This is a genomic window from Novosphingobium sp. FG90 (assembly GCF_057808725.1).
This window is the reverse complement of the sequence record NZ_JBMDIO010000046.1, coordinates 12,543-35,682: the sequence shown is the minus strand read 5'-3', so window position 1 is coordinate 35,682 and position 23,140 is coordinate 12,543. Positions and strand designations below refer to the sequence as shown.

At 65.1% G+C, this 23,140-nt stretch carries 21 protein-coding genes, 2 pseudogenes and 1 riboswitch; of the genes and pseudogenes, 17 read left to right on the top strand and 6 right to left on the bottom strand.

Annotated elements, in window-relative coordinates; genetic code table 11:
• The 3 genes from ACODRZ_RS24140 to ACODRZ_RS24130 form a co-directional block, all read left to right on the top strand.
• On the top strand, positions 1 to 297 hold a 297-nt coding region (locus ACODRZ_RS24140; RefSeq protein WP_488971511.1), incomplete at its 5' end, for an oxidoreductase C-terminal domain-containing protein.
• Positions 298 to 802: 505 nt separating this feature from the next.
• Positions 803 to 1,705, top strand: coding sequence for a LysR family transcriptional regulator (locus ACODRZ_RS24135; protein ID WP_271184040.1), 903 nt, complete (start codon positions 803 to 805; stop codon positions 1,703 to 1,705).
• Between the two features lie 126 nt (positions 1,706 to 1,831).
• On the top strand, positions 1,832 to 2,578 hold the full coding sequence (locus ACODRZ_RS24130) for an SDR family NAD(P)-dependent oxidoreductase (protein ID WP_271184039.1): 747 nt from the start codon (positions 1,832 to 1,834) through the stop codon (positions 2,576 to 2,578).
• A 131-nt stretch (positions 2,579 to 2,709) separates the two neighbouring features.
• On the opposite strand, the gene ACODRZ_RS24125 is transcribed toward ACODRZ_RS24130, so the two are convergent.
• Together ACODRZ_RS24125 and ACODRZ_RS24120 are read right to left on the bottom strand one after the other, a co-directional pair.
• Entirely contained in the window at positions 2,710 to 2,886 is a 177-nt protein-coding gene (locus ACODRZ_RS24125) for a hypothetical protein (RefSeq protein WP_271184038.1), read from the bottom strand.
• A gap of 62 nt (positions 2,887 to 2,948) precedes the next feature.
• Positions 2,949 to 3,365, bottom strand: a complete 417-nt coding sequence (locus tag ACODRZ_RS24120; RefSeq protein ID WP_271184037.1) for a dienelactone hydrolase family protein — start codon at positions 3,363 to 3,365, stop codon at positions 2,949 to 2,951.
• A 142-nt stretch (positions 3,366 to 3,507) separates the two neighbouring features.
• Between ACODRZ_RS24120 and trbL the strand changes: the two are divergent.
• Both trbL and ACODRZ_RS24110 read left to right on the top strand, forming a co-directional pair.
• Positions 3,508 to 4,182: pseudogene (gene trbL / locus ACODRZ_RS24115) on the top strand (P-type conjugative transfer protein TrbL); the annotation flags it as partial.
• A 77-nt stretch (positions 4,183 to 4,259) separates the two neighbouring features.
• On the top strand, positions 4,260 to 4,832 hold the full coding sequence (locus tag ACODRZ_RS24110) for a DedA family protein (protein ID WP_271184036.1): 573 nt from the start codon (positions 4,260 to 4,262) through the stop codon (positions 4,830 to 4,832).
• Here ACODRZ_RS24110 and cls read toward each other — a convergent pair.
• Both cls and ACODRZ_RS24100 read right to left on the bottom strand, forming a co-directional pair.
• On the bottom strand, positions 4,816 to 6,213 hold the full coding sequence (cls, locus tag ACODRZ_RS24105) for a cardiolipin synthase (RefSeq protein ID WP_271184035.1): 1,398 nt from the start codon (positions 6,211 to 6,213) through the stop codon (positions 4,816 to 4,818). The genes ACODRZ_RS24110 and cls overlap by 17 nt on opposite strands.
• A gap of 73 nt (positions 6,214 to 6,286) precedes the next feature.
• Positions 6,287 to 6,687: pseudogene (locus ACODRZ_RS24100) on the bottom strand (chloride channel protein); the annotation flags it as partial.
• Between the two features lie 98 nt (positions 6,688 to 6,785).
• A riboswitch (Fluoride riboswitch) is annotated at positions 6,786 to 6,856 on the bottom strand.
• Between the two features lie 382 nt (positions 6,857 to 7,238).
• Between ACODRZ_RS24100 and ACODRZ_RS24095 the strand changes: the two are divergent.
• The 8 genes from ACODRZ_RS24095 to ACODRZ_RS24060 all read left to right on the top strand — a co-directional run bounded on the left by ACODRZ_RS24095 (position 7,239) and on the right by ACODRZ_RS24060 (position 17,610).
• Complete coding sequence (locus tag ACODRZ_RS24095; RefSeq protein ID WP_370424469.1) at positions 7,239 to 7,439, top strand: hypothetical protein; 201 nt, start codon at positions 7,239 to 7,241, stop codon at positions 7,437 to 7,439.
• 143 nt (positions 7,440 to 7,582) lie between these two features.
• The gene (locus ACODRZ_RS24090; protein ID WP_069709617.1) at positions 7,583 to 8,344 is read left to right on the top strand and encodes an SDR family oxidoreductase; all 762 of its coding nucleotides are present in this window, start codon (positions 7,583 to 7,585) and stop codon (positions 8,342 to 8,344) included.
• 197 nt (positions 8,345 to 8,541) lie between these two features.
• On the top strand, positions 8,542 to 10,707 hold the full coding sequence (locus ACODRZ_RS24085; RefSeq protein WP_271184034.1) for a TonB-dependent receptor: 2,166 nt from the start codon (positions 8,542 to 8,544) through the stop codon (positions 10,705 to 10,707).
• 80 nt (positions 10,708 to 10,787) lie between these two features.
• Positions 10,788 to 12,767: a glycoside hydrolase family 3 protein gene (locus ACODRZ_RS24080; protein WP_271184033.1), complete on the top strand. Its 1,980-nt coding sequence runs from the start codon at positions 10,788 to 10,790 to the stop codon at positions 12,765 to 12,767.
• A gap of 4 nt (positions 12,768 to 12,771) precedes the next feature.
• Positions 12,772 to 14,448, top strand: coding sequence for a thiamine pyrophosphate-binding protein (locus tag ACODRZ_RS24075; RefSeq protein WP_430098913.1), 1,677 nt, complete (start codon positions 12,772 to 12,774; stop codon positions 14,446 to 14,448).
• Between the two features lie 2 nt (positions 14,449 to 14,450).
• Positions 14,451 to 15,242 carry an aspartate dehydrogenase gene (locus ACODRZ_RS24070; protein ID WP_271184031.1) on the top strand — a complete coding sequence of 264 codons (792 nt, stop codon included), beginning with the start codon at positions 14,451 to 14,453 and terminating at the stop codon, positions 15,240 to 15,242.
• 21 nt (positions 15,243 to 15,263) lie between these two features.
• Positions 15,264 to 16,751, top strand: a complete 1,488-nt coding sequence (locus ACODRZ_RS24065; protein WP_271184030.1) for an aldehyde dehydrogenase — start codon at positions 15,264 to 15,266, stop codon at positions 16,749 to 16,751.
• Between the two features lie 55 nt (positions 16,752 to 16,806).
• Positions 16,807 to 17,610, top strand: coding sequence for an IclR family transcriptional regulator (locus ACODRZ_RS24060; protein ID WP_211151866.1), 804 nt, complete (start codon positions 16,807 to 16,809; stop codon positions 17,608 to 17,610).
• A gap of 188 nt (positions 17,611 to 17,798) precedes the next feature.
• Here the strand turns inward: ACODRZ_RS24060 and ACODRZ_RS24055 are convergent, their stop codons facing one another.
• Together ACODRZ_RS24055 and ACODRZ_RS24050 are read right to left on the bottom strand one after the other, a co-directional pair.
• The gene (locus tag ACODRZ_RS24055) at positions 17,799 to 18,638 is read right to left on the bottom strand and encodes an SIR2 family NAD-dependent protein deacylase (RefSeq protein ID WP_271184029.1); all 840 of its coding nucleotides are present in this window, start codon (positions 18,636 to 18,638) and stop codon (positions 17,799 to 17,801) included.
• Positions 18,635 to 19,876, bottom strand: coding sequence for an MFS transporter (locus ACODRZ_RS24050; protein WP_488971505.1), 1,242 nt, complete (start codon positions 19,874 to 19,876; stop codon positions 18,635 to 18,637). Before ACODRZ_RS24050 ends, ACODRZ_RS24055 begins: the two co-directional genes overlap by 4 nt.
• A gap of 183 nt (positions 19,877 to 20,059) precedes the next feature.
• Between ACODRZ_RS24050 and ACODRZ_RS24045 the strand changes: the two genes are divergently transcribed.
• The 4 genes from ACODRZ_RS24045 to ACODRZ_RS24030 are packed head-to-tail and all read left to right on the top strand — an operon-like array spanning position 20,060 to position 23,124.
• Positions 20,060 to 20,380, top strand: coding sequence for a recombinase-like helix-turn-helix domain-containing protein (locus ACODRZ_RS24045; protein ID WP_271184027.1), 321 nt, complete (start codon positions 20,060 to 20,062; stop codon positions 20,378 to 20,380).
• Positions 20,377 to 21,408 carry an aromatic ring-hydroxylating oxygenase subunit alpha gene (locus ACODRZ_RS24040; RefSeq protein ID WP_271184026.1) on the top strand — a complete coding sequence of 344 codons (1,032 nt, stop codon included), beginning with the start codon at positions 20,377 to 20,379 and terminating at the stop codon, positions 21,406 to 21,408. Before ACODRZ_RS24045 ends, ACODRZ_RS24040 begins: the two co-directional genes overlap by 4 nt.
• Before the next feature lie 4 nt (positions 21,409 to 21,412).
• Complete coding sequence (locus ACODRZ_RS24035; protein ID WP_271184025.1) at positions 21,413 to 22,213, top strand: IclR family transcriptional regulator; 801 nt, start codon at positions 21,413 to 21,415, stop codon at positions 22,211 to 22,213.
• Complete coding sequence (locus ACODRZ_RS24030) at positions 22,189 to 23,124, top strand: VOC family protein (protein WP_271184024.1); 936 nt, start codon at positions 22,189 to 22,191, stop codon at positions 23,122 to 23,124. The genes ACODRZ_RS24035 and ACODRZ_RS24030 overlap by 25 nt, the downstream gene beginning before the upstream one ends.
• Positions 23,125 to 23,140 lie beyond the last annotated feature (16 nt).

Here is a 23,140-nt window from a genome sequence, read left to right as displayed (position 1 = left end):
CCGCAGCGGGACTATCCCGCCGCTAGCGTGGCCGAATATTGCTCCGCCGTTCTCAAGTACGATCTCAAGCTGCAGACGGCCGGGATCAACATGGGCTTCGACCAGACGGTGACGCGCGGTGACGTCGAGGGGCGCAGTTTCTCGGTGGTGTATCTGAAGGACGGCCGCGTGGTGGCACTGGACTGCGTGAACAAGGTCAAGGACTACGTGCAGGGCCGAAAGTTGGTGGAAGCCTGCTCATCGCCTGATCTAGTGAGATTGGCAGACCCAACGGTGGAGTTGAAAGAATTATTGTGAATTTATCCGATAAGATCTTATTTTCTTCGGGCCTGCCGTCACTCGAGTTGCTCGTCGACCTGCCTGCCAAGGTGCTCAAGGGGCAGTCGTCGCAGGTGCCGGCGGATTTCAGTTCTCCGGATTTGGCAGGCTAGATGCAAGTTCTGAGGTGCGCGTGCAGGGTGCCGGTGCGTTCCTAGGCCGCGCAACCGGTCGGTTGGCGATGCGCCCTTTTCGTCGTTCAGGTGACCGGCGGTGCAAAAGGTGTGTTCCGATATAGATTCACGCCGGCGGTAACGGCGCGACCGCAAGCACTACCCCACCGTAGGCGTATGCCGACCCTGCATGCTCGGGCACAATGGCGGGATGCTTGGCTAGCATCGCGGCGGCGACCATCGGGAGGGGCGCGGGCCCAACGGCAAGACCTGCAGCCGAGCGCCGGCGTTTGAGGTGATTGACCTGGAATAATCCAAAAACCCAGCGAAGCCGTTGGCAGCAGCGGTGTCTAAGCCTATTCTGTCGAGGAATGGACCGGATCACTGCTTTACAATTTTTCGTTCGCGTCGTGGAGAGCGGCAGCTTCTCGCAGGCGGCGCGGGAACTTGGCGTCGGACAGCCGGCGGTCAGCAAGCAGGTCGCGGCATTGGAGCGACGGCTCGGAGCCCAACTCCTCAATCGAACGTCTCGGGGGCAGCGTCCCACGTCGGCCGGCGTCGATTTCTACGAAGCAGCCATCCGGTTGTTGAGCGATCTGGAAGACGCCGAGAGCCGAGTAACCCAGGGACAAGGGCGCCCGGGCGGGAGCGTTAGAGTGGGGGTCCCACCGCTACTGACAAGCATGATGATCGTGCCGAAGCTCCCGGGATTTTTCAAGCAATTCCCAGATATCTCCGTCGAATTCGTCGTTTCGGAGCGATATGCCGATCTTGTACAGGAAGGGATCGATTTGGCGATCCGTGTTGGCGCACTGGATAGCTCCGGGTTGGTTGCTCGCCGGATCGGAAGCATGCAAATCGCGACTGTCGCCAGCGTTGAATATCTTGAAACGCATGGGTGCCCGCTTCATCCATCCGACCTCGACAGGCACGAACTCGTGACCAATCGGTATCTAGGAGCAACGAGCGATTGGCTTTTCAAAAACTGCGAGCAGCAAACTCTGTCCCCAACAGCCAGGCGCCTTAGCTGCAATAGTCCAGCGGACATACATGCTGCTGTACTCGCAGGTATAGGCATCGCTCAAAGCGCGCGGGGTTTGTTTGATCCAGTCCTTCAGTCAGGGAAGGTCGTTGAAGTGCTGGCGGATTTCGTCCCTGATCCATTTCCCATTCACGCGCTCCATGCAAGCGGGCGCGTACCGCGGCGGGTTCGTGTCGTGAGCGATTTCATCGAGCAATGCCTTGAGAAGCAACCAAGCCTCCGGCTGATGTAAGCTATTCCACCTTGGAATAGATTGTAGTCCTGTACACCAACTTCTGCGCGGCTTCCGCACTGCCTAACTGCCGCGACGGACCGCGCGCGCAGACAGCCGTAGCGGGAACGCAACGGAGTACAGTTCATGAAAGAGAAGATGATCGCCCTCGTAACTGGGGCCAACAAGGGACTTGGCCTACAGGTCGCCAAAGAGCTCGTTCATCACGGTTATATCGTCCTTGTCGGATCCCGTGATCTGGCGAACGGACAGGACGCCGCGATTGAAATCGGGGAAGGTGCGATCGCCATACAGCTCGATGTCACCGATGCCGCAAGTATCGCGGCCGCATCGAACCGTATCAACGAGGAATTCGGCCGGCTCGACGTCTTGGTCAACAACGCAGCGATTGGCCAATCAGGCCGCTACGAGTCTGCTCAGGAGATCGTAGCGGCAGGCCATGCGAGTGTGGCCGAATTGGACGAAATCCGTGTGCTGTTCGAGACTAACGTGCTGGGTGTGCTTGCAGTGACGCAGGCGATGCTGCCACTCATTCGAACGTCGCCTGCGGGGCGCATCATCAATGTGTCGAGCGCGCTGGGTTCTCTGACGCTCATATCCGACCCTGGCTTTCCGTATCGCTCCTATTTTGGTGCAACATACCCTGTCTCCAAGACGGCGCTCAACGCTATTACCCTAGCGATTGCCGTGGAATTGGAAGGCACCCCGATCAAGGTTCGGGCGGTCAGCCCCAGCTTCACGGCGACAGCAATCAACGACTTCATGGGAACGGACACCGTTGAAGTCGGCGCGCGGCCGATTGTTCTCGCAGCCTTGGACATGGAAAGCCCGACTGGAAGTTTTACCGGGCCGGAAGGCGCTCTTCCCTGGTGAACGGACGCCAATCTCTGGGCGCTTGAAGTCGGCGCGAAGTTATGACGGCGAGCGGTGGCCCGCCGTCATCGGCGTATCACACCGCACCACTTGGTCCTGTTCAGCGATCGGCGGCCACGCCCTGGTTTCCGTCAGAACACGAACTGGAATGCCGCGTCGTGGGCCAGCGCCGACCCCAACACAGGCTTGTCCCTTTCGCCAAAGTAAATGCCGGTTCGGCCCGACTGATCGGTAAGAACGTCCACAATGATGCGCCCCGCCCGCCTCGGCATGCTGCTGCCGAAGGAAGAGCTTCCGATCCTGAGCATCAGCGCAATCTGTCTTGCGAGGCGTGCGCGGTCGTTCAGATATCCGAGCGGTTCGCTTTGCCTTACGGCTTGTCGCCATTCCTATGAGGATCAGCGAAGGCGGCATCGCAGGCGGGCGCACGGTTGGAATACGGGATCGGCACCCACGTAAATCCGGCTCCGACCTGTTGGATATGCCCGATCGCGGTATCCGCCACGCCCAGTTCGAAGGCATGGCCGTGCAACAAGTTTATAGCCTTCTTCCGGCCCGCTTCGTCATAGGAGAGACGAAGCCCGGGTGCCGCCCGATCGAACAGCGATGGCGCCAGCACTTCGTATCCGGCGGCAGCCAGCCGGTCGCATTGCTTCTGGATATGCTCGGTCAGGCCGAAGATTTCCTGCAGGAGCACTATCCCTCCCAGACGAGCGCCTTGCGGCGCCGCCCGGTAGGTTTCGACCGAGGCCCCATTGGCCATCGTCACCTTGATAAAGTCACCCATGATGGTGCTCCCCGCACGAAGCAGTCGCGATGGGCTGGCGCCTCACCACGGCTGCACCTCGGCGCCATGATAGAAGCTGCCATGCGGACCGGCTTCATCCATCAGGGCGAGCGCGATGCTCGTCTCGGCACCTTGCTCAGGCGTCATCTACCGCAGCTTCGCGGGCCGAGGGATCACTGCGGGCGGGGGAGGGGTGTCGGCGGATGATCTCCTACATCCAGGAAGGGTCGCCGGAACCGGCTTCGAGGCGGCCTATCCGCTGATCGTCAAGGTCACCGATATGCTGGGGTTTCCGGAGTTCTTCGGCAACTTCGTCGCCATCGTCGTCCTGCTGATCTGCTGGGTGCTGGTGGTCCTCGCGTTCTTCATTCTTGCCATCCAGCTGTTCGTCACGATCATCGAGTTCAAGCTGACCGCGCTCGCCGGTTTCGTGCTCGTGCCGTTCGCGCTGTGGAACAAGACCAGTTTCCTGGCCGAGCGGGTTCTAAGAAACGTCATATCGTCCGGCATCAAGGTCATGGTGCTGTCCGTCATCGTCGGGATTGGCACCACCTTTTTCGATCAGATAACGAGCCTTGTCGGTGACGATCCGGAAATCGCCGAAGCACTCACGCTGCTGATGGGGGCCCTGACGCTCTTCGGTCTCGGGATATTCGGACCCGGGATCGCTTAGGGTCTCGTATCCGGTGCTCCGCAACTGGGCGCGGGCGCGGCGGTCGGTGCTGCCGCGGGCGCAGCTATTATGACTGGCGGCGCGGCGCTCCTCGGCACACACGGTGCGATGATGACTGCGCGTGGCGGCATAGGCGCTGTCCAATGTCACCGGTTCCGACACCCCAGAACAGATGATGATTCATGCTTGGGGGCTACGTGCCCGCACATTCGGGCCAAGCAGTGACGCTTGAAGCGATCCTTACCCAGTACGGTCTTGCAGCCCTGTTCCTCGGCGCGGGCATCGAGGGCGAGACGGTGGTCGTGCTGAGCGGAGTCATGGTCCACCGTGGCCTGATCGCATACCCGGCGGCCATCGCGGCCGCAGCACTCGGGTCCTTTATCGCGGACCAGATCTTCTTTGCCCTCGGCCGCAGGTTCCGCGACCATCACTACGTTCAGCGCGTTCAGCAAAAAGCCGCCTTCCGTCGCGCTATCGATGTGTTCGAGCGGCGGCCGGTGCTGTTCGTGTTCGGGTTCCGCTTTCTCTATGGTCTGCGCATCGTCAGCCCCATCGCGATCGGCACGACCGCGCTTCCCGCCACCCGCTTCACGGTTATCAACGCATTGGCGGCTATGGTCTGGGCGACGGTTTTCGTGTCCCTTGGCTACCTGTTCGGTCAGGGCATCGAGGCCGCTTTTGGCCGCGTCCGCGATGTGGGCCATGTTCTGCTCCCCGTACTCGCCGTGCTGCTCCTCGTCGGCCTCGCCGCATACTTCAGGCACCGCAGGAACGAGGTCAGAGCAGAGGACTGACGAGACGAGCGAGGTTCTCGCAGAAACGGGAGAGACTGGAGCGATCACGCCATTCCTCCAGCAATAGCTGGTCGCTTCGGTCGATGTATCCGCGTTGGACATTTGCGAGAGGCCCAGCGGAGGCCTCATCATGCAGGATAAGGCTGATCTCCGCATTCAGCATGAAGGAGCGAACATCGGCGTTACTGGATCCGATGACGGCGATGCGCCCATCGATCGATAGGTTCTTCGCGTGCAGCAACCTGTCGCGGTAAAGGTGGAGGCGCACGCCCGCCTCAAGCAGTTCGCTATAATAGGATCGCTGGGCAAGGTTCACGAGCCGCTGGTCTACGACACGCGAAACGACGAGGTCGATTACGACGCCGCGTGCGACCGCGTTCTTGAGTGCGGTCAGCAGGGCTTCGTCGGGGATCAGATAAGGCGAGACGATGGTGATATTCTCTTGCGCCTCGTGAACGAGTTCGACGAGCAATCGCTCATAGCCCGGCATGCGGTAGTCCGGGCCACTCGGCATCGCCTGTAACTCTGAGGCGCCTGTGACGTCGGGGACGGACAAGGCCGCGATCGTCTGTCCGGTCTCAAGGAACCAGTCGCTGGCAAAGACAGCATCGAGCGCGCAGACGACCGGGCCTTCGACCCGGGCGACGAGTTCGTCATTGACGATCCCTGGTTTGAAATCACGGTTCACGATATTCTGCGATCCGACAAAAGCGACCCTTCCGTCGATCAGGCACAGCTTGCGGTGATTGCGCAGATCGCTTCGCGCACGGCGCAGCGCTGCGAAGCGAACCGGCAGAACCAGCCGGGCGGTGACGCCTCGGTCCGCCAGCATCGCCAGACTGCGCTTTGCCCAGGGGCGTGAGCCCAGCGCATCGATCAGCACCCGGACATCGACGCCGCGTGCGTGTGCGCGGCCAAGGGCGTCTGCAACTTTCTGTCCCGTCCGGTCATCGGCAAAGATGTAGGTCACCAAATGCACCCGAACATGGGCTGCATCTATCGCAGCCACCATGGCGTCGATCGTGCCGTCATAGTCCTCGTGCAAATTGAGGGCGTTGCCACCGCAGCTTGGGAAACCGCCCAGAGATTGTGCAAGCACGGCCGTGCGCGACGGCGCTCTTTTGCTGCTCGTCAGCGCCTGCGCAGCGCTCTCCCGCTCCGGTGCCGCACGCCTGAAGCGATCCCGGCGCCAGGACGGGAACGCGGCGCGGCCGATCAGGCGATACAGGATGAAGGCGGGCACCGGCAGGAACAGCACCAGAAGCAGCCAGCTGCGTGCCGCTTCTGGCGGACGTCGCAGCGGAATGACCACCACCATAATGAGCCGGATCGCCCATTCGAGCAGCAGGTAAGCGAGCGTCAGGTTCGGGATGGAGATCATCGCGCGATGCTACCTGTCTCTGCTGCGTCGTGTCGATGCGCCGATCGCCCAATGCTCGAGCTGCTTGTAGATGACTACTCTCGGCATCAAGCCGAAACATCGTGGCAAAGGCGCTGGCAAGGCTGCCGCCCAGCTGCACAGCCGCACAGCCGTGCCTTCGCGCCCGGCCGAACCGCCGAACAGGTGCGTGACAACGGTGCCGAGGAAGCTCAGCGGCGCCATGCGCAAGGGCACGCCGCCGCCCGGTTCATGGACCTGCTCGACGATCAGGTTGTTGCCGCCTTCGACGCTGCGACCGAACAGATGATAGAGCAGGCCGACTGCGAACCCACCGACCGGTAGGAGAAACAGCAACCATGGATGCGCAAAGCGCGTGCGCGTGGCAACATCCAGGCTCCAGAGGAAGGCCGCGCAAAGGCTGCCCACCGTCGCCGCCATGGGAACTAGCACCGCCAGCCAACGCAACACGGACAGGGCATGGTCATGCTGGCCCCTGACAACGGCTTAGGCGTTCAGGTTCGACAGCAAAATTGCGAATTCAGCGCGCACGATTCCTCCTTGTTGCGAAAACGCATCAGGTAGGAATCATCAGCCCGAAGGCGGTTCGGCCGAAGCCCGGCGGAAATCCATCGCCTTGGCAGCGCGTATCGTATGGCGAATGCCTTTGATCAAGCAGCGGTGCATGCGGAGGTGGGACTGTACGACAGCTTCATGCAGCCCTTGCACTGGAACCCGTGAGGCCATCTAATTGCCAGTCTTGAGTATCTATAAGAAGGAACGCTGCCAGTCCGTACTTGGGAGCATAAAATTGGCTGCTGAGCGTCTCATAAGGGTCGTTGTCCGTTCTCCGGCGAAAGCTTTAGGCGAAAATCCTTAGGTGTCACGTTCCCCATTGCTGCTGGCCCCGTGTGCCGCCGTGATTAACACGGGGGGATGGCGCCTGACCGCGCGGGCTTACTGCGCTGCCTTCGTCTCGGTATCGAGCCGCTTGACAAGTTTTTCGAGCTCGTTGGCATTGAGAACCCATGTCCCCGGGTCTTGCGGCCTTCGCGGAACACGGGCCGCGTTGGCAGGATGCGTGCCTGCTCGTTGGTGAAAGGCTTGAAGAGCGAGAAGTGCATGGCGCATTCGAGGAGCAGTCCGATCACCGGCGTCCTGCCATCCGGATCGATCATGGTCTCGGACTGGTCCCAGAAATGTTCATCATTGGGCGCGGCTATCGCTGATCATCACGAATTCGGGGGCTGAATGCCGACACCCGCGCGCATCCCTTCTTCGGCATTTTGTTTTAGCACACGCAGTGATCGCTTGATGATCGGCAAAACGTTTGATAGCGAAACAGTGTGTTCAAATAAGAGACTCAATCAGTATGGCGATTGAACTGGTAGATCGGACGATCTTGGTCAGCGGCGGCGCACGGGGCCTGGGAGCGGCTTTCGCGCAGGCTTGCGCAGAAGCTGGCGCGCGTCTCGCAATCGCGGATATCGATGGCGAGGGCGCCGCCAGCACCGCGCAGCAACTTCGCGCGAACGGTTGCGACGCCGAGGGCTTCGCGGTGGATATCGCCGATGCCGATTCCGTCACTGCGCTCTCGGCCGAAGTCGAGCGGCGCATGGGCGGGATCGACGGGCTGCTCAACAACGCTGCGCTGGCAACCGGTATCGGTGGCAAGACCTTCGAGGAAATCGACATCGATCAGTGGGACCAGGTCATGCGCATCAACGTGCGCGGCACCTGGCTGATGACCAGGGCTTTCGCGCCCATGCTGCGCCGTTCCGCCAAGGGCGGGCGTGTGCTCAACATTGCCTCGGACACTGCACTCTGGGGCGCGCCGCGCCTGTTGCACTATGTCGCGAGCAAGGGTGCGGTCATCAGCATGACGCGCTCGCTCTCACGCGAACTGGGTGAGGACGGGATCACCGTCAACGCGCTTGCGCCCGGTCTCGTGCGGGTACCGGCGACCGACTACGTGCCCGAGCAGCGCAAGCAGTTCTACGTGGACGGCGCCGCGATTCGCCGCCCGCAAGTGCCGCAGGATACCGTCGGCGGGGCCGTGTTCCTGCTCAGCGATGCCAGCGCGTTCATTTCAGGACAGATCTTGCCGGTGAATGGGGGCCTGATTTCCGCTTGATCGCTTGATTTCTCCAATATTTTCAGCGGCCGGCGTAGCGATGCGTCGGCCGTTTCTGTGCGCCGGGTTAAGCGCCGCCGCGACGGGGCGCCGATCACAAAGACCATTGACAAAAACTGCATTTGACGGTTTGATTGCAATACAAACACCGTTTGAAATACGAAACAAACGTCGCATCACAGGTCAGGGAGTTTTCCATGTTCAGCCGCAGTGCATTCACGAGTTCCATGCTGGCGATCGCCGTCGCCGCTTTGCCGCACGTCGCCGCCGCGCAGGATGCGCAGGCGCCCGCCGCCGAGAACGAAGGCCTGGGCGAGATCGTCGTCACCGCCACCAAGCGTTCGGAAGACTCCCAGAAGACCGCCACCGCGCTGCAGGTCTTCACGCCTGACCAGCTCAAGAAGAACGGCATTGCCGACGTCTCGGGCCTGACCACGGTTTCGCCCAGCCTCAACATCGGCGCCAGCTCGGGTGCGGCGTTCCTGTCGATCCGCGGCGTCGCCAGCCGCGACTTCACCGAGATCGGCGACAGCGCCATCGCGGTCAGCATCGACGACCAGTACCTGCAGCGCCCGACCGGCATCAACGCCAGCTTCTACGACCTGGAGCGCATCGAAGTGCTGCGCGGCCCGCAGGGCACGCTCTACGGCCGCAACGCAACCGGCGGCGCCGTTAACATCATCACCAAGAAGCCGACAGACCAGCTTGAGGGCTACGTCTCGGTCGAGGGCGGCAACTACGACACGATCAACGCCGACGCCGCAGTCAACATTCCCATCGCACAAGGCGTCGCGATGCGCGCCTCGGCGGTCTCGCGCTACAACGACGGCTTCCGCAACAACGGCGATGCCGGTCGCGGCGACAGCACCAACGTCAAGGGCGGCCGCCTGCAGTTCCTGCTGACGCCGACCGATCGCCTCAAGGTTCTGCTGAGCGGCGACTACATGCACCTAGGCGGTTCGGGCGCGGTCTACGACGGCGTCAAGCTGACCACCGTGAACGGCGTCGTCACCACCACGCCCAAGGACAAGGCCGGTGCGGCGACCCACTTCGATCTGAGCACGCGCGGCAAGATGGATACCACCAACATCCGCGCGCTTGGCCGCGTCGACTACGATCTCGACTTCGCGACCGTCAGCTCGATCACCGGCTACATGAAGCAGGACCTGTTCAGCCGCTGGGACAACGACGGCCAGGCCGACAAGTACTACATCTATACCCGTGACGAGGTGTCCGAGGACTTCAGCCAGGAGCTGCGCATCGCCTCGAACAACAAGTCGGGCTTCATCTGGCAGGCGGGTCTCTACTACTTCAACGAAGACCTGACGCTCGCCAACTTCTTCGACAACGACGTCAGCGGTTCGCCGGTCAACCTGCGCGAATACCACTATGACGTGACCACCCGCTCGAAGGCGGCGTTCGGCCAGGTGTCGTACGACCTGCTCGACAACCTGCGGGTCTCGGGCGGCATCCGCTATACCGAGGACATGAAGAGCCGCAAGGGCTACAGCTGGGTCGGCAGCCTGACGCAGGACACCAGCGACGGCGTTGCCGAGCGCACCTACGGCACCGACGATACCCGCGCGAAGTGGACCAAGGTGACCTGGCACGGCGGCATTGACTACACGCTGACCCCTGAGAACATGATCTATGCCAAGGTCGACAGCGGCTACAAGTCGGGCGGCTTCAACAACTTCGGTCTGGGCAACTACGATCCCGAGACGCTGATCGCCTACGAACTCGGCTCGAAGAACCGCTTCTTCGACGACAAGCTGCAGGTGAACCTCAGCGCCTTCTGGTATGACTACAAGGACCAGCAGGTCTCGCAGGTCATCGGCGCCGACACGATCGTCGTCAACGCCGGCAAGTCGCGCATCAAGGGCATCGAGGCGGAAACCGTCGCCGCGCTGTTCGCGGGCAGCCGCATCGACTTCTCGGTCACTTATCTCGACGCCAAGTACCGCGACTTCTGCACCAACAAGACCACGGCCGGCGTCTGCACCGTGGATTACCAGGGCAACTACCTCGTCCAGTCGCCCAAGTGGTCGATCAACGCCGGCATCCAGCAGAGCTTCGCGGCGCTGGGCGGCGAGTTCACCGCACGGGCGCAGACGCAGTACCGTTCGGAACAGTGGATGAGCTACTTCAACCGCTCTACCGAACGCCAGGGTTCATACACCCGCACCGACCTCAGCCTCGAGTACGTGCCGGATAACACGAACCTGTCGGTCCAGGCCTATGTCCGCAATCTCGAGAACAGCGTCGTACTGACCGAGGCGGCGCAGAGCGGCCTCTACGGTGCCATCCGCAGCCAGTACGCGCCGCCGCGTACGTATGGTGTTCGCGCGACCTTCCGCTGGTAAAACGGCGAGGGGGCGCGGCGCCTACCCATCCTCCTCCCAACTGCCGCGTCCCTTTCTTTCCTTACCTTCGGAGATCACCGATGCCGCGCATGACGTCCATCCTCGCCCTTGCTCTCGCCACGCTGGCCGCTCACCCGGTGGCGGCGCGCGAGGGCAAGGCGCAGCAGCCCGAGATCGGCACCCGATCCGCGCCGGTGCTGACGGTGGACGGCCTGCGCTTTCGCGACCTCGACCGCAGCGGCCGCCTCGATCCTTACGAGGACTGGCGGCTGCCCGCGGCGAAGCGCGCTAAGGATCTGACCGCGCGCATGACCGTGCCCGAAAAGGCGGGCATGATGATGCATGCGGTGAATTCGGGCTATTTCGGCGCGGGCGGCACCGTGCTCGACCAATTGGCTCCGCCGCCTCCCGGCGCGCTCAAGCCGCCGGTCAACGTGACGGGCGTGCCCGGCTTCGACCGCGCCGACAAGCCGAGCCCCCGCGATCTCATTCTCAATCGCCATGTGCGCTATATCATGACCTCGCCGGGCGGTTCGCCCGCCGATGCCGCGCGCTGGGCCAATGCGCTGCAGGAGATGGCCGAAAGCGCGCGCCTGGGCGTGCCGATCGTGTTCAGCGCCGACCCGATCCACACCACCAACCGCCTGCCGGGCGGCGCGCTGCCGCCGCCGGACCGGGTGAAGATCACCTCCAGCTGGCCCGACATGATCGGCCTTGGCGCCGCCCGCGATGCGGCTCTGGTCCACCGTTTCGGCGAAGTCGCCTCCGCCGAACTGCGCGCGATGGGCTTTCGCATGGTTCTCAACCCGATGGCCGACGTGGTCAGCGAGCCGCGCTGGAACCGTATTCCCGGCACCTTCGGCGAGGACGCGAAGCTGAACGGCGAACTCGCCGCGCAGTTCATCCTCGGTGCGCAAGGCACGAAGCTGGGCCCCGACGGGATCATGGCGACCGTCAAGCACTTCCCCGGCGACGGACCGGTGGAGCACGGGCTCGATCCGCACAATCCCTACGGCAAACGGCTGGTCTATCCCGGCAAGCTGCAGAAGCTGCACTACGAGGCCTTCGCGCCGTCGTTCCGCGCAGGCGTGGCCTTCGCGATGGGCAGCTATGGCATCCCGACCTGGACCGACACCGTCGCCTCCAGTTTCTCGCGCAAGGTTATGACCGACCTGCTGCGTACCAAGATGCACTTCAAGGGCGTGGCCATCACCGACTGGATGCATGCCCAGCCCTGGGGTCTGGAAGACCAGCCGAAGATCGAACGCGAGCGGCGCATGGTCTGGGCGGGGATGGACCAGCTCGGCGGCGAGCACGAGACCTCGTACATCATCGACCTCGTCAGGCAGGGCAAGCTGACCGAAAAGCGCATCGACGTCTCGGTGCAGCGCGTGCTCGAACCGATGTTCGCGATGGGGCTTTTCGAGAACCCCTACGTCGATCCCGAAGCTGCGCTGCGCGTGGTCAAGGCGCCCGAATACGTGGCCGAGGGCGCGCTGGCACAGCGCAAGTCCATCGTCCTGCTCAAGAACGCGGGCGACGTCCTGCCGCTGGCGCCCGGCAAGAAGGTGGCGCTGGAAGGCTTCGCCGCGACGCCCACGGCGCTGGCGGGCAGCGTGACCGATGCTGCCAAGGCCGACGTCATCGTCGTCAAGGTCAACGCGCCTTATGCCGACAACAAGACCGGGCAGGCCTTCTTCGTGCGCACCCATGAAGGTACCCCCGTCTTTGCGGGCGCCGACAATGCCGATGAGCTGGCGATGATCCGCAAGGCCGTCGCCACCGGCAAGCCGGTCGTCGTGGCCATGAGCATGGAGCGTCCAGCCGTCCTTGCCGAATTCATCGACACCGTGCCCGGCATGATCGCCACCTTCGGTTCGGGCGACGACGCGCTCGCAGATGTGCTTACCGGCGCTTTCAACCCCACGGGCAAGCTGCCCTTCGCGCTCCCCGCCGACGCTGCCTCCGTCGAGCAGCAGGCGGAAGACGTGCCCTTCGATTTCGCGGCTACCGCGTACCCGTTCGGCTTCGGCCTTTCCTATCCTCCCCGGAAAAACTGACACCATGGAAGTGATCGACACCCCAATGACGCAGACCGCAGCGACAACCGAGACGCAGACCACCGTTGGCGCCCTGATCGCGCAGCTGCTGGCGCACTGGGGCGTCAGCCATGTCTTCGGCGTCATCAGCATCCACAACATGCCGATCCTCGATCCGCTGGGCGAGCAGGGCGCGATCCGCTACATCTCCGCGCGCGGCGAGGCCGGCGCGCTCAACATGGCCGACGCGCATGCCCGCGTCACCGGCAACCTGGGCGTCGCCTTCACCAGCACCGGCACCGCAGCGGGCAACGCGGCGGGTGCGATGGTCGAGGCGCTGACGGCGGGCTCGCCGGTCATGCACATCACCGGGCAGGTCGAACTGGAGCACCTCGACCTCAACCGCGCCTACATTCACGAGGCACCGGCGCAGATGCAGATGCTGGGCGCGGTGTCGAAGGCCGCCTTCCGCATCACCTCGCCCGATCAGGTGGTCGAGACGATGCGCGCCGCCGCCGAGGCCGCGCTGTCGGCGCCCACCGGCCCGGTTTCGATCGAGATCCCGGTGGACGTGCAGGCTGCAGCCATGCCGATGCCCGCCGTGCTGCCCGAACTCTCGCCCAGGCGTCCCGCCACCGATGCGGCAAAGATCGCCGCGCTGGCGGGCATGCTCGCCGCCGCGAAGAAGCCGGTGATCCTGCTGGGCGGCGGTGCACGCGGCGCCGAGGCCGAAGCGACCGCGCTGGCCGACAAGGGCATCGCCATCGTCACTTCCACCAATGGTCGCGGCGTCGTCGCCGAGACGCACGCCATCTCGCTGGGCGCGTTCAACTGCACGAAGGAAGTGCAGGCGCTCTATGACGAGGCCGACCTGATGATCGTCGCCGGTTCGCGCCTGCGCGGCAACGAGACATGGATCTACAAGCTGCGCCTGCCTGCCAAGGTCGCGGTGATCGACGCCGACGAGACCTCGGACGGCCGTAGCTACGCCAACGACCTGTTCATCCACGGCGACGTCAAGGCGACTTTCGCGGGCCTGCTCGAAGCGCTGGGCGACAAGGCCTACGACGCCGCATGGGGTGAGACCATCCGCGCCGCGCGCGACGTGATGCACGCCGCCATGCGCAAGAGCCTGGGCGCCTACGACCGCCTCGTCGACGAGATCCAGGCCCGCATCCCCGCCGATGCGGCATGGGTGCGCGACGTGACGATCTCCAACTCGATGTGGGGCAACCGCTTCCTGCAGGTCGGCAACACCCGCGCGGGCGTCCACGCCGTCGGCGGCGGCATCGGGCAGGGCCTGCCGATGGCGATCGGCGCGGCCTTCGGCACGCCCGGCGGCGCCTATGCGCTGAGCGGCGACGGCGGTTTGACCCTGTGCCTCGGCGAACTCGCCACGCTGGCCGAGGAAGACCCCGACGTGACCCTCGTGCTGATGAACGACAAGGGCTACGGCGTGATCCGCAATATCCAGGACGTCGAATACGGCGGCCGCCGCCACTACTCGAACATCCGCGTGCCGGACTTCGCGATGGTCGCCGCCTCGATCGGCCTGCGCCACGAGAAGGTGAGCGACATCGCCGAAGTCGGCGCCGCGCTCGACCGCGCGCGCGCAACGCCGGGCGCCGCCATCGTCGAGATCGACATGCTGGCGATCGGCGCCTACCCGCAGGCCTTCGCCGGCCCGCCGCGCAAGGACTGAGCATGGCGAGCATCGCACCCCCGCGCATCGGCCTGATCGGCGACGGCGGCATCTCGCGCGCCGTGCGCGAGGCGCTGGGCGGGGCCGCGCCGATCGTCGGCATCCTCGCGCGCTGCCCGCGCGAGGGGCTGGACGAGGCGCTGCGCGTCGAGACCGTGGCCGACCTGCTGGCCCGCGCCCCCGACGTCATCGTCGAGTGCGCAGGGCACGAGGCGGTGCGCGCCTATGGTGCCGACGTGCTGCGGGCCGGGCTGTCCCTGATGATCGTCTCCACCGGCGCGCTGGCCGATCCGGCGCTTGCGGAAGCGCTGTCCGCAGCGGCCGAGGAAGGCGGCGTACAGCTCGTCCTCGCCTCGGGCGCGATGGCCGGGATCGAGGGGCTTTCCGCCGCGCGTCTGGGCGGGCTGGAGCGTGTGCGCTACACCGGCCGCAAGCCTGCGCTGGCATGGCGCGGCACGCCTGCCGAAGATCTGCTCGACCTTGCCGCGCTGACCGAACCTGCGGTGTTCTTCCGGGGCGATGCGCGTGTAGCCGCGCTGACCTACCCGAAGAACTCCAACGTCGCGGCCACCGTGGCGCTGGCGGGCATCGGCTTCGACCGCACCGAGGTGGAACTGGTCGCCGATCCGACGATCGCCACCAACGTCCACGAACTGAGCTTCGAGGGTGCCGACGGCTCCTTTGAAGTGCGCATCGCCGGGGCGCCCTCTGCGGCCAACCCCAAGACTTCCGCGCTGACCGCGCACAGCATCGTGCGCCTGCTTCACGGCATGGCCGCACCGATCGTTATCTGAGAACTTGTCAGGACTTTGGCCATGACCCAGCTGCTTTCCCCCGCCGACGTCGACTTTTCCGAAATCTGCGTGGGCGGCCTGTTCGGGCCGGGCAGCGGCGGCACCGCGCGCAGCATCGATCCGACCGACGGCACGCTGGTCGCCGATTACGGCACCGCCGGGCTGGACAATGTCGAGGACGCGGTGGCGATGGGGCAGGCTGCCATGGCCGATCCGGCGTGGCGTAATCTCAAGGCCCATGAGCGCGCCCGCGTGCTCTACCGCATCGGCGACATGATCGAGGCTCATGCCGACGCGATCGCCGCGCTGCAGACCCGCGACACCGGCAAGACCCTGATCGAAACCCGCGCCCTCGCGATGTCGGCGGCGGGCACCTTCCGCTATGTCGCATCGACGCTCGAGACGCTCGACGAGGACCTGACGCCCTCGCGCGGGCCGTGGGTGACGATGTCCGTGCACGAACCGCTTGGCGTGGTGGCTGCCATCACGCCGTGGAATTCCCCGATCGCCAGCGACGCCCAGAAGGTCGCACCCGCGCTGGCGGCGGGGAATGCCGTGATCCTCAAGCCCGCCGAGTGGACGCCGCTGGTCTCGCTGTTCTTCGCGCGGCTGGCCTACCGCGCCGGTCTGCCCAAGGGGCTGCTCTCGGTCCTGCCGGGGCCGGGCCGGGTGATCGGCGATGCGCTGGTGCGCCACCCGCTCGTCAAGAAGGTCTCCTTCACCGGCGGCACCGTCACCGGCGTGCGCATCGCGGAAATCGCGGCGAGCAAGCTGATGCCGGTCTCGCTCGAACTCGGCGGCAAGTCGCCCACCATCGTCTTTCCGGATGCCGACATCGAGGAGGCGATCGCGGGCGTGCTCTACGGCGTGTTCAGCTCCACCGGGCAGTCGTGCATCGCGGGTTCGCGCCTGTTCGTGCATGAAAGCATCCGCGAGGAGTTCGTCAGCCGCCTCGTCGAGCGCGCGAAGGCGCTGCGCATGGGCCGGGGCGATGCGCCGGGCACGCAGATGGCGCCGATGATCCACCACCGCCACCGCGACCATGTCGCCGCGATGGTCGATGCCGCTGTGGCCGCAGGCGCGCGCGTGCTGTGTGGCGGCGAAGTGCCGCAGGGCGAATTCGCCGGGGGCGCGTGGTATCCGCCGACGATCCTCGACACCGTGACCAACACCGACACCATCTGCCGCGAGGAAGTGTTCGGCCCGGTGCTGGCGGTCCTGTCGTGGCGCGACGAGGAAGACCTCGTTTCGCAGGCCAACGACAACGAATACGGCCTCGCCTGCGGTATCTGGACGCGCGACTACAAGGCCGCCTGGCGCATCGCGCGCCGGATCGAGGCGGGCACGGTCTGGATCAATACCTACAAGCAGTTCAGCTCCTCCACGCCGTTCGGCGGCGTGAAGGACAGCGGCCTCGGCCGTGAAAAGGGACGGCACTGGATTCAGGCCTACATGAACCAGAAGGCGATTTACTGGGGAATGTCCGAAGAACCCATAGGCTGGGGTTGATCCAGGGGTAATTGCCGGTCAAAGACTTCGGCTCCTGTTTAATAGTCGAGACACGATGACCCAGCCCGAAACTTCGCCGGATATCGACGAGCGCTACATCGTGCCCGGCCTCGTCAGAGGCTTGCAGGTTCTGCAAAGTTTTACCCGCGAACGACAGGAACAGACCGTCGCCGAAGTGGCGCGCCAGATCGGCGCGACCCGCTCGACCGCGTTCCGGCTGGTCTATACGCTTGAATATGCAGGCTATCTGCGCCGCATCGCGGACGGCAAGCGCTACCAGCTGGGCAGCCGGGTGCTGGAACTGGGCTACAGCTTCCTTGCGGGCAAGGATCTGATCGAAGTCGCCAACCCGATCCTCGCGCGCCTGCGCGACGATACCGGCACTTCGACGCACCTGGTGGTGCGGGAAGGGCGCGACGCCGTCTACATCGCGCGGTTCCAGGGCAACACCAGCCTCATCAGCGCCGTCACCGTCGGCTCGCGCCTGCCCGCGCACGCCACCGCGCCGGGCCGCGTGCTGCTGGCGAACATGAGCCTGTCCGAAGTCGTCGCGCTCTACGAGAGCTTCGAGTTCACCAAGTACACCGATGCAACGCCTGACAGCATGGGCGATCTCGTCAGCCTCGTCGAAGGCGACCGCAAGCGCGGGACGGTGGTGAGCTGGGGGTTCTACGACAGCAACGTCGCCAGTGTGGCGGTGCCGGTCTATGACGCATCGGGCGAAGTGGCGGCGGCAATCTCGATCAGCTGCCCGATCAACACTTTCGACCGCGAGACGTTCGAGGGCCGCATCTCCACGCAAGTGGAGCGCGCGGGCATGGAGATTTCGCGTGGTCTCGGATACCGCGCTGGCATCTGACGCCTTCGGCCATACCGTTCGGCCACCCCGCCCGGCACCGGGGCATTGCGACGGTGCCGGGCGCGGCCGGCTTTAGTGGAAGAAGAACCATAGCAGCAGAATGACGGGGATAGGAACGCCGATCAGCCACAACAGGATACCCTTGCCCATGTCCGTTCTCCTTTATTTCTCAGGACAATGGACCACTGCTATCTTAGTTCCGCCCCGGTCCCGCTCCTGACCGCATCGCGCAGCCTCCGCAGGAACTTGAGCGTGGCCGCCGATGGATCGTCCGCCCTTTCGTGCAGCACGCGGATACCCCACTGGCTCAGCACCATCTGCTGCACCGGATCCTGCTTGGGGGAGAACACGAAGGACGGCGGCCGATCGCGCTCTCGTCCCGATTCCTGCCACATCTGCCACAGCCGGTAGAGCAGCATGCGGATGTTGAGGTCCGACATGCTGTAGCCCAGGAACAGCAGCGTGCGGCCCATCGCGTCGGCCTTGAACTTGATGTCGAGCGGGGAGTCGAACGCCAGGCGGCGGAAGTAGTCGGTTTCGGCCAGGACCAGCGATTCGTCATCGTCGAAGTCGCCATGGAACTTGACGATCTGCGGCAAGCCCCGCTCGGCGTTGACGATGTCGCTGGTGTTGGCCACCTTCACGAACTCGCGCCCGTGGGCCTGGTAGGCGATCTCGAGGTTGTTGTCGTAGTTGGTGGTGTAGACCAGCGGGAAATCGAGATCGACGATGATTTCGTGGATCTCCGATTCCCGCACCTTGTCGCTGCAGACCGACCAGGTGCGGTCCATCCAGCTGCGCAAAGGGCCGATGCTGCCGTTCTTGAGGCGGTAGTATTCCGATAGCGTCTGGTAGGACCAGCCGGACTGGTGCGGCATGTCCTCCAGCCCCAGTTCGCGCTTCATGTGGTCTATCAGCTCGTGCCACGAAGGCAGGCCGACGCTCATCGAAAGGCCGGCGCCGGCGAACAGCAGGACGCGCCGGTCCCGCACCGCCGCCGCAAGCTCCTCGAAGCTGGCGACGATCATGCCGGTACCGGCTCGCGCTTCATCACCGGCAGCATCGCCAGCGCGCAACAGGCCGCTGCCATCAGGCCGGTGGCGATGGCCATCACGGCGCCGTAGCCGCCGCTGGCGTCGCGCACGAAGCCGAACAGCGCCGGGCCGATCGACGAGCCGACGAGGAACGCAGCCAGCAGGTAGCCGTAGATCGCCGCGAAGGCGCGCTGGCCGAAGTAGCGGCTGATGAACAGGGCGATGACGTCGCTCTCCGCGCCGAAGCCTAGGCCGATCGTGAGTGCCACCATGACCAGCAACCCCATACCCGCATGCGCGCCCACGCTCACCGCCAGCACGAAGCCCAGCGCCGAGCAGGCGAAGAAGGCGATGGCGACGCGCGGCACCGGGAAGTGGTCCGCCAGCCAGCCCACCAGCACGCGGCCCGCGATCGTCGAGAGGCCGTAGGCCGAGGCGACGGCGGCGGCCTGCCCAGTGCTGAGCCCGTGGTCGAGCGCCAGCAGCGAGATATGCGGCACGATCCCGGTCAGCGCCACCGAGGCGAGCAGGATCGCTGCCGCCATCAGCGCGAATTCGCGGGTGCGGCGCGCTTCCGCCAGCGTCAGGCCGGCGAGGGTGGCGGTGGAGGCGAGGGTGGCGGTCACGGCAGCTGGACGTGCCAGCGCCAGGTTGCAGAGGAATGGCACCGTCATCACCAGCAGCGCGAGCGCCGAAAGCGCGACTCGCCAGTCGAGGGCGGAGAGCAGGGCGCCCGCGATCAGCGGCATCACCACGTAGCCGACGCCGAGGCCCGCCGCCGCGATGCCAATGGCAAGGCCGCGATGCTGCACGAACCAGCCGGTGATGAGCTTGGAATAGCTGATGCTCTGAGTCGCCACCGTCGTTGCACCCCATGCGAAGGTCACGGCGTACAGCAGCGGCAGGCTTCCCGCCAGATAAGCGAGCGCCGGGAACCCGAGGGCCAGCGCGGTCATTGCCGGGAAAAGCAGGCGGCGCACGCCATGCCGGTCGAGCAGCGATCCCGTCAGCGGCGAGACGAGCACGCCCGCGACGTTGAAGAAGGTCAGCGCCAGCATGATCGCGCCCCGGCTCCAGCCGTGTTCGGATACGAAATGCGGGGCGAACAGGCCGAAAGTGCCGAAGATCATCGGGCCGGGGCTGAAGGCGAGGCCGATCACCGCGGCGACGAGCACGCGCCAGCCGGGATAGCCCAGGTTCGATTCCGCAAGTGCGGAGCCGTCAGATGTCATGGATGCGGCCCTCATGTATCATAATTGAGACGGATTATTCCTATGTCAAACATATCGCCTTGCAAAGCCCGAAATCGGAGTCTCGAAACCGGACGCAATCAGCCCCGCTTGACAGGGACGCTTCGTTGCGGCACCAATCCCATATCGTAGACAATGGTTCGTATATCAAACATGAGGGTCGCGATGCGGTACAATCTCTATCTCGCCGAAACCGGCGACGCCAAAGGCGGCGGTCGCTTCATCGAAGAACCCGATCAGGTGGACAACTTCGTCTTCCAGACGCGCGGCGGGCCGCTCGATCCGTTCGAGCAGGCGCTATCGCAGGCCCTGACCGCCGCGTTCGATGCTGGCGCGTTCGAGTTCCCCGAACTCGTCGCCGCGCTCAATGCCGGCGGCAGCCGCGCGCCTGACGGCGCCGCGTGGACCGAGCCGACGCTCGATGCCGAACTCGATCGTCTCGGCCAGGCGCTGTTCCAGCCCGTTTCCGGAGACATCGCAGCATGAACGCTCCAACCAAGATCGCCGCCAGCGCGCGCCTGAATGAAGGTTTGCGCGAGATGTGGTATCCCGTTGCGCCCAGCTGGATGCTGCAGCAGGCGCCGCTGGGCCTCACCCGCCTGTCGCAGCGCATCGTCCTGTGGCGCGATGCCGATGGCGGCGTGAAGGCGATCGACGACCGCTGCCCGCATCGCGGCGCACGACTGTCGATGGGCTGGAACCTGGGCGACCGCGTAGCCTGCTGGTACCACGGCGTCGAGGTCAACGGCGAAGGTCGGATCGAGGACATTCCCGCGCTCGCCAAGTGCGTGATGAAGGGCCGCCAGCTCAACCGCGCCTTCCCGGCGGTGGAACGCGCAGGCGCGATCTTCGTCTGGTTCGGCGAGGGTGAGCCTGCGCCGCTCGAACTGCCTGAGGAAATCTCCGGCGGCGAATGGGCCGACATCCTGTGCACCGCGCACTGGAAGTGCAACTGGCGCTATGCCGTGGACAACGTCATGGACCCGATGCACGGCGCGTACCTCCACGCCCAGAGCCACTCGATGGCTGAAGGCGACAAGACCGCGACCATGCGCGCGCGCGACACCGAGTCCGGTTTCGTCTTCGAGAAGACCAACCAGACCGGCGTGAACTTCGACTGGACCGAAGTGGGCGTGACCGGCGCGCTGTGGCTGCGCCTGTCGATCCCCTACGGCAAGTCGGCAGGGCCGGGCGGCTCGTTCGGCATCGTCGGCATGGTCGTGCCGGTGGACGAGACCAGCTGCCGCGTGTTCTTCTGGCGCTGCCGCAAGGTACAGGGCTGGTCGCGCAATGCATGGAAGTTCCTCTACCGCGCGCGTCTGGAATCGCTGCACTGGGACGTGCTGGAGCAGGATCGCCTGATCCTCGAAGGCATGGACGACAAGGCACGCGAGCAGGAAGCGCTCTACGCCCACGACGGGGGCATCGTGCGCCTGCGCCGCATGCTCGACCAGCTGGCAGCGGCCGAAGTTGCCGGCGCGTCCGAGCCTGCCTGCGAGCACGAGCGGGCCTGAGCCCATGCCCGAGTCCTCCCTGGAACGCGGGATCAGGGTGCTGCGCCAGTTCGGGCGCGAGCGGCCCCGGCTGGGCGCCGCCGATCTGGGCGCGGCGCTCGGTATCCCGCGCTCCAGCCTGCACCGGCTGCTGGCCGAGATGGTCGACATGGGGCTGCTGCGGCGCGATGGCGACGGGCGCTATGCGCTCGACGCCGGGGTGCTGCTGCTGGGGCACGAATTCCTCGCCTCGCAGGATGTCGTCGCGCTGGCGCGGCCGGTGCTGGAAGCGCTGAGCGCGAGCACCGGCTGGACCACCAACCTGGCGGTTCGGCAAGGCGCCTCGATCCTCTACCTCGTGCGCTGCAGGGGCGAGGGCGCGGTGACCGAGAACGTCTCGGTCGGCGCCACGCTGCCCGCCCATGCGACCCTGATGGGGCGCGTGCTGCTGGCCGGGCTGGACGGCGCGGATGTTGCGGCGCTCTACGAAGCCCACGTCTTCGGCGATCGCGGCGATGCGGTGCCTTCCTCGCTGCAGACCTTGCTGGAGCAGCTTGAACGGGACCGTGCCGCCGGGTGCCTGGCCAGCGACGGCTATTACGAGACCGGCCTTGCCGTCGTCGCCGCGCCGGTGCGCGAGCGGGGCGATCGTCTTGCCGCCGCGATCAATGCTACCCGCGCGGGCGCCAGCGCCGCCGAGGCGGTGCGCGTGCGCGCGGCGGTGATCGAGGCGGCCGATACCATTTCTGCGCTGATGGGCGGATCGCCCGCAGCGCGCTTCAATTCCAATGGAGAACGGGCATGGCCCTCCACGACAGCAGCCTGACCGGCATCGAAGCGGTCCAGTTTTCGACCACCGACCTTGCCGAAGCCACGCGTTTTCTCGGCGACTGGGGCCTGACCGACGTAGGCAGCGATGCCGCCTGCCTGCGCTACGTCACCCGTGACGGCGCCGAAGTCGAAGTGCGCCACTTTGACGATCTGGCGCTGGCGCCGGGCGTGGAAGAGGGCGCCTCCCTGCGCGCCGTCACCTGGGGTGTGACCGACGAGGCTGCACTTGCCGCGCTGGCGCTGCGCCTCGGCAGCGATGCCGCGCCGGATGCTGACGGCCTGCTCAGCATCAAGGATCCCACCGGCTTCACTCACCGCTTCCGCGTGCGCCAGCGCGGTGAAGCGGTGGCCGACCTGCAACTGGTCAACGGCCCCGGCCGCGCCAATCGCGTGGACAGCCGCTCGACGGTCTACACCAGGCCCGCGCCGATCGGCATCGGCCATGTCGTGCTGTTCATCGAGGACCTTGACGCGACGCTGGATTTCTTCACCAAGCGCCTCGGCTTCGTGGTTAGCGACAGCTATCCGGGGCACGCCGCGTTCCTGCGCTGCCGCACGCCGGGGCCGCACCACGATGCCTTCGTGCTGCGCCGTCCCGGCAAGCCCGGCGTCAACCACGTCGCCTTCACCGTGGGCAACATCCACGAAGTCTTCGGCAGCGGCCTGTCGATGAGCGCGAAGGGCTGGACCACCGATATCGGTCCGGGGCGCCATCCGATCTCGTCGGCCTATTTCTGGTACTTCCGCAGCCCGATGGGCGGCTCGTGGGAGTTCTACGCCGACGACGACTACTGCACCGCCGACTGGGTGCCCAGCGAGTTCGAGCGCAAGCCCGAACTGTTTGCCGAATGGGCGATCGCGGGCGGCATCGACGGCAATACACGGCGCCAGGCACGCGGCGCCTGATCTCGAAATCTCAGGA